Origin of the sequence: Kitasatospora sp. GAS204B (genome assembly GCF_029892155.1) — a bacterium.
Lineage (GTDB): Bacteria > Actinomycetota > Actinomycetes > Streptomycetales > Streptomycetaceae > Kitasatospora.
Genome location: NZ_JARZAG010000008.1, coordinates 308,500 through 317,508, shown reverse-complemented (window position 1 = coordinate 317,508; position 9,009 = coordinate 308,500). Strand labels below are relative to the sequence as shown.

The 9,009-nt window shown below is 71.7% G+C and carries 5 protein-coding genes; 4 read left to right on the top strand and 1 reads right to left on the bottom strand.

Features of this window, described 5'->3' with window-relative positions; translation table 11 throughout:
- Positions 1 to 136 precede the first annotated feature (136 nt).
- Entirely contained in the window at positions 137 to 1,357 is a 1,221-nt protein-coding gene (locus P3T41_RS14335; protein ID WP_280690193.1) for a sporulation protein, read from the top strand.
- A gap of 52 nt (positions 1,358 to 1,409) precedes the next feature.
- Here the strand turns inward: P3T41_RS14335 and P3T41_RS14330 are convergent, their stop codons facing one another.
- Positions 1,410 to 3,692: a DUF4185 domain-containing protein gene (locus P3T41_RS14330; protein WP_280690192.1), complete on the bottom strand. Its 2,283-nt coding sequence runs from the start codon at positions 3,690 to 3,692 to the stop codon at positions 1,410 to 1,412.
- 420 nt (positions 3,693 to 4,112) lie between these two features.
- On the opposite strand from P3T41_RS14330, the gene P3T41_RS14325 reads away from it, so the two are divergent.
- The 3 genes from P3T41_RS14325 to lanL all read left to right on the top strand — a co-directional run bounded on the left by P3T41_RS14325 (position 4,113) and on the right by lanL (position 9,001).
- Positions 4,113 to 4,838 carry a dienelactone hydrolase family protein gene (locus P3T41_RS14325; RefSeq protein ID WP_280690191.1) on the top strand — a complete coding sequence of 242 codons (726 nt, stop codon included), beginning with the start codon at positions 4,113 to 4,115 and terminating at the stop codon, positions 4,836 to 4,838.
- 217 nt (positions 4,839 to 5,055) lie between these two features.
- Complete coding sequence (locus P3T41_RS14320) at positions 5,056 to 6,000, top strand: SDR family NAD(P)-dependent oxidoreductase (RefSeq protein ID WP_280690190.1); 945 nt, start codon at positions 5,056 to 5,058, stop codon at positions 5,998 to 6,000.
- Positions 6,001 to 6,202: 202 nt separating this feature from the next.
- The gene (gene lanL, locus P3T41_RS14315) at positions 6,203 to 9,001 is read left to right on the top strand and encodes a class IV lanthionine synthetase LanL (protein WP_280690189.1); all 2,799 of its coding nucleotides are present in this window, start codon (positions 6,203 to 6,205) and stop codon (positions 8,999 to 9,001) included.
- Positions 9,002 to 9,009: the final 8 nt, after the last annotated feature.

Below are 9,009 nucleotides of genomic sequence, written 5' to 3'. Positions count from 1 at the left end.
TTGCCGTCTCGAAGCGGGAGCACATCGTGCCAGGTCAGCGGGATAACCCACCTCACCGCCTGCTAGCAGTCTCCGTCATCCGTGAAAGCGCGAGGCTAGGGCTCCCTCTTACGGATCAGCCCGAGGGAGCGCCGTCGTGTCAGCGTCCCAGCGCCGGACCAGGCAGCCGAACGTGGACCTGTCCCGGCTCATCGATGCCTCCGGCGCCAGCCACACGGCGCCGGCCCATCGCGTCAACCAGCTCGAGATGGGGTCGGCCCCTCACCTTTGGAAGTTGGGCGCACGAGACCCCGCCGACGCGGTGCGCGTCGCCACCACCTTCTGGAGCAACGTGGACCGCCGCGACTTCCTCGGTACGAGCTTCGCCATCTCCGCGTTCACCACCCCCGTCACCCGATGGCTCGTCAGGCCGACCGACCCGGGCGTGGCCGCGCGCGGCAGCCGCCGCGTCGGGCGCCGCGATGTCGAAGAACTGTGGGACGCGGCTGACGAGGCCAGGCGCTGGGACTCCAAGTACGGCGGCGGGAACTGGAAGGCCAGTTCGATCACCGACTGCCTCAAGCACCGCGCCGCACCGCTGCTGAACGGCAGCTTCACCGACCAGATCGGCCGGGAACTGTTCTCCGTCACCTCGGAGCTGTCCCGCATCACCGGCTGGTCCGCCTTCGACGTCGGCCAGCACGACGCCGCACAGCGCCATTTCATCCAGGCACTGCGGCTCGCCCGTGCCGGCGGCAACGTGGAACTCGGCAGCTACGTCCTGACCACCATGGCCCTGCAAGCCCTGCTGCGGGGGTACACCAGCGAGGCGATCGACATGACCCAGGGCGCTTTCGAGCGAGCCAGGGACGTGGCCGCGCCGCGGGTGCTGGCGTTCACCAAGCTGATCGAGGCCAGGGCCCACGGCCGTGCGGGCGACCCGCGCGCAGTGGCTGCCGCCCTGTCCGCCTCGGAAACGCTGCTCGGCCGGGCCCGCACCGACAGGGAACCCGCGTGGATCGGCTACTTCGACCACGCGCGGATGTCCGCCGATGCCACCGAGATCTACCGGGACCTGCACAACCCCAAGGCCGCCCTCGGCTGGAACAGGCAGGCCGCCGCCATGTCGCCCGGCACGTTCACCCGGTCCGTCGGCCTGCGGATGACCGTGGTCGCGATGACCCACCTTCAGGCCCGCGACCTCGACCAGGGACTCGAACTCGGCAACCAGGCCGTGGACATCCTCGCCCGCGTCCAGTCCGCCCGCGCGCTCGACTACGTGCGCGACTTCACCACCGCGCTCTCCCCCTGGAAGGGGGAGGCCCGTGTCGCGGACTTCATCCACCGCACCCGCACCGAACTCGCCATGGCCGGCTGACCACCATGCGCCGCTACGGCCCGGCCGACGTCCCATCTCGTGCTGGCGGCGCTCAGTTGTTGGGGTGCCCCTTGGTGATCACCGTATGCATGATGACCGTCTGGTAGGGGTCCCAGGTGGACATCACGTAGTCGATGTCGGCGGCGTAAGGGTCGGCCGGGTCGGCGCGGGTGAAGCGGCTGAGGACGTAGGGGGCGTACGGGTCGCCTCTCCAGCCGCCGTCCGCGACGGGGTCGCAGTCCCGCTGCGTTTCGTGCATGAAGTGGCAGAGTCCGTTGTCGGCCTGGGGGTCGAAGATGGTGGAGGGCGCCGACCACGGCCCGGCGATGGAGTCGGCGAGCCTTGCCTGGATCTTTCCCGCGCAGTTGTAGAGCATGAGCCAGCTCTTGAGCGGCGCGACCCAGGAGATGGACGACTCGCCGACGCACTTGTCCTGCTGCGGGCTGTCCGTGAACATGTCGGAGGCCAGCTTGACGTCGCTGACCCACGACCGGGCCCCGTTCGGGGTGATGTGCAGGTAGCGCCAGTTGAGGTCGGTGGTGACGGGCCCGGGCGGCGCATAGGCCATGATCGGGTCGGTGGAGCGGTAGAGTCCGACTCCCCAGATGTAGGTGCCGCGTGGGTCCGGGGTCGGCGCTGCCGCGATGTTCTCGGTGTTCAGCGCTCCGGTGTAGGTGAACCGGCTGTTGAGCTGGAAGAGGTTCTTGTACAGGCCGAGTACCGGGTCGTACCGGGTCATCACCGCGTTGCCGTACTGGTTGACGCCCGGTTGGTGCCCGTCCTCGCAGTGGCTCGGGTCGGAGGATCCTGTCCCGGCGCAGTGGTTGGTCCAGAAGATCACGTACTGGTGGCCTCCGCTGACGAAGCCGCTCGACGGCACATTGAAGTACCCCTGGTAGATCGACGGGTTGACCACGATGGCCGGCCGATATGTGGGGGTGGGGAAAGTCTTCATGATCGGGTAGGTCAGATGCAGGCAGGAGGCGTAGCTCGGCGGTGTCGTGTCCTGGCTGGTCGCGACCGCGTCGTCGTAGCCGCTCTCCTTGTCGTCATCGATGGCGGCGGGATGGGTGTCGCCGAACAGCAGTGTGAGCGTCGAGCCGTCATCCACCGGGTAGCCGAGGTCGGTGCCCTGCACGTTCGCCCGGAGTCCGGTGAGGTTCGTGGTGAACGTGTGCTGCTCGCTGTCGACGTTGCCGGTGAGCTGGCACACCTTCTCGCTGCGTCCCCGGTAGGCGATCTGTTGGGAGCCGGGCTGCCAGGGCTTGTTCACGTCGGAGTTGTCGTGCCACCAGTGCTGCAGTTCGTTGCCGGAGAAGCCGCCCGCGACCTGGGCGTCGTCCGGGGGCTCGGGGGCGGCCGGTCCCGGTACGACGACCTCGAAGTTGCCGGGCCGGTCGCCCGCGCCGAAGCCGCTCTCGATCAGCGACGGTGACCCCGTCACTCCTGGGGCGAACGATCCCCCGGGCTGCCAGGGCTTGTTCACGTCGGAGTTGTCGTGCCACCAGTGTTCGAGGTGGTCACCCACTGGTACGACGACCTCGAAGTTGCCGGGCCGGTCGCCCGCGCCGAAGCCGCTCTCGATCAGCGACGGTGACCCCGTCACTCCGGAGGCGAACGATCCCCCGGGCTGCCAGGGCTTGTTCACGTCGGAGTTGTCGTGCCACCAGTGTTCGAGATGGCCACCCACCGGTACCACCACCTCGAAATTCTTGTGGTCTCCCCCGAAGCCGCCCTGGATCATGGCAGGGCCGCCCGACACTGCGGAGGCGAACGTCGCGGCCGGATGCCAGGAGGAGGTGTCTCGCCAGTAGGCGGCCAGCTGGTCGCCCTGCCGTGCCAGGACTTCGAGATGGCCGTGCCCGTCGCTCTGGAAGTCGCTCTGGACGATGGCGGGCCGGTCATCGGAGATTCCCGAGCCGAAGGTCGCGCCCTGGTGCCATGGGCCGCCCGTCCCGGCCCGCCAGTAGTGCACGAGCCGCCCGCTCTCGGGCACGACGACCTCCAGGTTCGGCAGCCCGGCTGTGGTGTAGTCGCTCTCGATCAGGCAGCCGGGCCCCGTGGCCCGGTCGGTGATGACCGGACCTCGGGTCCAGGCATAGTTCACGTCGGCATTGTCGTGCGAGTAGAAGACCAGGTCATTGCCCTGCAAGACCACCAGCTCGAAGTCGCCCTGCTGCCCGTGCGGCCGCACCCGGCTCTGGATCATGCACGGGTCCCCGGTCACCAGCGGCTCCACCACCGTCTGTGGGGGACGCGGCGCGTCCGCCGCGTCCGCCGCGGCGGGCCGCGCGTACGGCGCCGTTGCGGCGACCAGCAGGCAACTGAACGCCACCGTGAAGCCTCTCCACCACATCCCCACTGCGCCTCCCGTCCGAGCCGGGCCCTTCAGCCCGGCCGTCATCGTCTGCCCACCGCCTACCGGACGGCTTCCGGTCCGCTCGACGAGATGGTCGCCCGGGTGAGGACCTGAGCCGACCCACCGTCAACTCCAGGAGCCACTCATGATGCCGCCGATCCGGTGCCGCCTGCGATCACGAACCGCAGGCGGCACCCTTGGATTCATTCGTTCAGGTGGCGAGCGTCTCTGGTGGATGACGGAGTCGGGGACGAAGTTGCCACCAGGTCTCAGGTGACGTTGCCACAGTTGGCCGGGGCGGCGAGCCGGCGCCGTGGTTCAGCGGCACACCCGCGCTGTTCTGCCAGCGGTGAACACCGGCCCGCCCGGGACCGGCGATCACTACAGTCCCGTCTCATGACGACGGTTACCACACGCACGGTCGAATACGCGGCCGACGGCCTGACGATGATCGGGCACCTCGCGCTCCCGGCCGGTGTCGACCGCCGGCCCGCGGTCCTGGTCGGGCCCGAGGGGATGGGGCTCAGCGACGTCGAGCGCCGCCGGGCCGATGTACTCGCCGAGCTGGGATACGTGGCGCTGGCCTTCGACCTCCACGGCGGGCGCTATTTGGGCGACCCTCAGGAGATGCTTGCCCGTTGCCTGCCGCTGCTCGCCGACCCCGACCGGATGCGGGGTATCGGCCACGCGGCGCTCGACGTGTTGCGCGCCGAACCGCGGACCGACCCCGACCGGATCGCCGCCGTCGGCTACGGCACCGGGGGCGCGATCGGGCTGGAACTCGGGCGCGACGGCGTCGACCTGCGCGCGATCGGGACGGTCAACGCACTGACCACGGGCCGACCGGGCGAGGCGGCGCGCATCCGCTGCCCCGTGTGGGCCGGGGTCGGGTCGGAAGACCCGATCATGCCGCCCGCGCAACGGGACGCGTTCACCGCCGAAATGCAGGCCGCAGGCGTCGACTGGCGCCTCACGGTCTACGGCGGCGCCTTGCACGCCTTCCACCACCCGCCGGTCGACCACACCGTGCTCCCCGGCGTCGGCTACCACCCACGGCACGCGCAGCGAGCCTGGCGCGACGTCGTCGACCTGCTCGCCGAATGCGTGCCCGTGACGGAGTGATCGGATTCGGTGCCGCTTCTCAGCGGGGTCACCTGTGCCGGGTACGGAGAGCGGCCGCGACGGATGATGGGCCCGCGCCATGTCGGTCGGCTGTCAGTGGGGACAGCGACCTGTCGGTGGGATGTGAGTGGCCTCCGGGACCGTAGGGACTGAGCCGGACCGGTTGTGAAGGTGCGCCGGCCCGCCGCCAGATCACTCCGAGCTCCGGGAGCCCGCCATGCCCTCCGTACCCAAGGCCCCGACGTGGGACGTCCAACGGCTGCCTCGCGCCGAGGGCAGGAATTTCCTGGTGACCGGCGGCAACGCGGGCATCGGGTACTTCGTCGCCGAGCAGCTCGCCGGCACCGGGGCCACGGTCGTCCTCGGCAGCCGCGACGAGACGAAGGCCAAAGCCGCGATCGCTTCGATCAGTTCACGCGTCCCCGGCGCCCAGGTGCGGCATCTGCCGCTGGACCTGGCCGATCTCGCATCGCTCAGGACGTCTGTGGACGCGCTCGAACTCGACCGCCTCGACGCGGTCGTCCACAACGCCGGCGTGGCGCTCGACCAGCCGCCGCGCCGTGAGACCAAGGCCGGCCAGGAGCTGATGTTCGCAACCAACCACCTGGGGCACTTCGCACTCACCCACTGGCTGACCCCCCTGCTCATGGCAACCCCGGCAAGTCGGATCGTCACCACGGGCAGCTTCGCGGCCAAGTCCGAACGCCTGGACCTCGACGATCTCCAGAGCACGCATGACTACCAGCCCAAGCGCGCCTATGCGCGGTCGAAACTGGCCCAGATGTACTTCGCTCTCGAGCTCGACCGCCGCCTGGGCGCTGCCGGCAGCACCACGCTGAGCGTGGTCGTACATCCCGGCGGCGCGCTCGACTCCCTCACCCCCTCGCGGCCGCCGGTTCAGGTCCGGACTGCCGGCGAGCGGCTGCGCGGCCTACCGCTCGGCCTTCTCGTCCAGGGCAAGGAAGCCGCCGCTTGGCCCACCGTGCGCGCCGTGCTCGACCCGGACGTGCGTGGCGGCCAGCTGTGGGGCCCCCGCGTGTTCGGGCTGCGCGGCAGGCCCAGGAGCGAACCCCTCTGGAACCAGCTGGCCGACACCACGACCGCGGCGCACCTCTGGACGGCCAGCTGTGCCCTGACCGGTGTCGCCCCGACGTTCACGTGAAACCCGCCCTCGTCACCGCATGCCGGAGGCGCAGGGTGAGAACAGGCCGATGGTGGGGGCCACCCGGCAGGATGGGTGGGGTCGGCCGCCGGAACCTACGCGTGCCGCCCTGATGCAACGACCGCCGAGCGCCGGAAGCATGGTCGACGCACCCGGAGCAGGGCCCAGCCGCTGCTCCCTCCCCGGCAACGGAGGCCCGGCGATGACAGGTTCGAGCGCGACCCGGAGTGGACCACCTGAGGAGGACGGCGAGTTGCTCCCGGGCCTGGTCAGGTCGGCGCTGCGCCGGCAGGGCGCGTTCGGCTGGGAGGTCGACCCGGGGGAGTTCTGGTGCCGGGTGGTGCCCGGGGGGCACAGCCCGCGAGCACAGGGGTGGAAGCTGCACGTGTCGGCCACCCCGCTCGCCGCGCCGGTGGTGCTGGCCCAAGCCGCCGAGGTGCTGGTCGCGGAGCGGGCGTCGTTCAGGTTCGCGGGCACCCTGGGCCGGGTGGCCGAGCTGGTCTCCGCACGCTACGACCGGGGTGGCGGCGGCAAGTTCATCACGGTCTACCCGGACGACGACGACCACTTCCGCCGGCTGGCCGAGGAGCTCGACCGGGTCACCCGCGGGCTGCCCGGGCCGGGCATCCTGTCCGACCGGCCGTACCGTCCCGGCAGTCTGGTGCACTACCGCTACGGCGTCTTCCACGGGGTGACCCGGCTCGGCAACGACGGCACGGTCGAGCCGATGCTGCGGGCTCCCGACGGCGGCTTCGTCCGGGACCGTCGCCAGGCCTGGTTCAGCCCGCCGGCCTGGGCGCGGTCGCCGCTACCCGTGCACCCTGAGGCCACGATCCGGCCTGGCGCGGTGCTGTTGGACGGTCGCTACGTGGTGCACAAGGCGATCCGGCACGCGTACAAGGGCGGGGTGTACCTCGCCACCGAGCTGGGCACCGAGCGTCCGGTCGTCATCAAGGAGGCCCGGCGCCACGTCGGGGCGAAGCTGACCGGCGCGGACGCCGGCGACCTGCTGCAGCACGAGGCACGGATGCACGCGGCGCTGACCCCGCTCGGCGTCTGCGCCGAGGCGCTCGGGGTGTTCACCCAGGGCGGCCACCTCTACCTGGTCCAGGAGCGGATCGACGGGCAGACGCTGCGCGGCTGGGCAACCGCGCATCCGGAGCCGACCCGACAGGCGCTGCTGGACCTGACCGAGCGGATCGTGGCGGTGGTCGAGCGGGTGCACCGGGCGGGCTACGTGCTGCGTGACCTGAACCCGAACAACCTCATGCTCACCGGCGACGGCGAACTCCGGCTGATCGACCTGCAGTCGGTCGCCCGCCCCGGCGATCAGGTGCAGCCCGCCCGCACCCCGGGGTACACCGGACCCGAGGTGGTGGGCGCGGAGGCCAGCGGGCCCGCGCCGGAGCCCGGTTCGGACCTCTACAGCCTCGGCGCCGTCCTCTTCCACCTCGCGAGCGGCGCCGAGCCCCTGCTCACCGCGGACCAGCCGGTGGCCCGCTCGGCGGACGAACGGCTGGCCCACCTGGTGAACCGGACCCTCGCGGACAACCCGGGCGGCCGGTCGCTGCGGCCGCTGATCCTCGGACTGACGGCCGAGGCCGCCGACCAGCGGTGGAGCCTGGAGCGGGTGCGGGGGTTCCTGGCCGTGCTGCGAGCGGCACACCCGGCTGACGGCGCCGCAGGACCTGACGGTCCATCACCTGCCGTCCTGTCGAAGGAGGTCGAGGAGAAGCTGCTGGCCGACGGGCTGACCCACCTGCTGGAGACGATGACGCCGACCGGCCAGGCCCGGCTGTGGCCAGCCGTTGGGTTCGCCGCCCGCAACGACCCGCTGAACGTGCAGCACGGTGCCGCCGGAGTGCTGGCGGTGCTGACGGCCGCCGCCGGGATGCGGATGGACCTGCGGCTGCGCTCCGGGGTCGCCCAGGCGGCCGACTGGATCACCGGGCGGCTGCGACTGGACGAACCGCAGCTGCCCGGACTGTACTTCGGCCGCGCCGGCACCGCCTGGGCCCTGCTGGACGCGGCCCGGCTGCTGGCCGACCGGACGCTGCTGGAGACCGCCTCGCAGCTGGCCCGTCAGCTTCCGGTGCGCTGGCCGAACCCCGGCATCTGCCACGGCGCGGCCGGCGCGGGCCTGACCCAGCTGCACTTCTGGCGGGTCACCGGCGAGCCGGACTTCCTGGCCCGCACGGTCGAGGTCGGCGAGGGGCTGCTGGCCGCCGCCGAGCAGGGCGGTGCCGGGGTGATCTGGCCGGTCCCGGCCGACTTCGACTCCGCGCTGGCCGGCGCCCGCCAGTTGGGGTTCGGGAACGGCGTGGCCGGGATCGGCACTTTCCTGCTGCTGGCCGGCCGGGCGGCCGGCCGGGACGACTTCGTGGAGCTGGCCCGGCAGGCCGGCGACACGCTGGTGGCGGCCGCCCAGGTCGAGGCGGGCGCGGCCTGGTGGTCGAAGGACGACCAGGAGATCGGCGCCCCGGGCGCCCGGCCGTCGACCAGGCCCGCCTTCCAACCACCGTACTGGTGCGGCGGATCCGCCGGGGTCGGCAGCTTCCTCGGCAGGCTCTGGCAGGCCACCGCCAACCCGCGCTACCGGGAGCTGGCGGAGCAGGCGGCCGTGGAGGTCCACCGCCGCCGGTGGCAGCTCTCGCCGGCGGTCTGCCACGGACTGGCGGGCAACGCCGAGTTCCTGCTGGACCTGGCCGCGGTCCTGGACGAACCGCGCTACCGCGGCTGGGCGGCCGAGCTCGTGGCCTGTGCTTACGCCCGGCACACCCGGCGCGACGGGCTGTTGCTGCTCCCCGACGAGTCGTGCACCGAGGTGACGGCCGGTTGCAGCACCGGGACGGCCGGCATGCTGGCCGCGCTGCTCCGGCTGCGGCACGGCGGCACCCGGAGCTGGCTGCCCGACTCCCTGGCGCTGCCGGCAGCGATGGACGGGCTGGGCGGACCGGTCGGGCTGGTCGGGCTGGTCGGGGCGCAGGCCGGCGCGCGTTGAGCGAGCGA

What these genes read in the sequence shown, in the direction of transcription:
- lanL (WP_280690189.1), top strand. Translation starts at nt 6,203, where the DNA reads ATGACAGGTTCGAGCGCGACCCGGAGTGGACCACCTGAGGAGGACGGC.
- P3T41_RS14320 (WP_280690190.1), top strand. Translation starts at nt 5,056, where the DNA reads ATGCCCTCCGTACCCAAGGCCCCGACGTGGGACGTCCAACGGCTGCCT.
- P3T41_RS14325 (WP_280690191.1), top strand. Translation starts at nt 4,113, where the DNA reads ATGACGACGGTTACCACACGCACGGTCGAATACGCGGCCGACGGCCTG.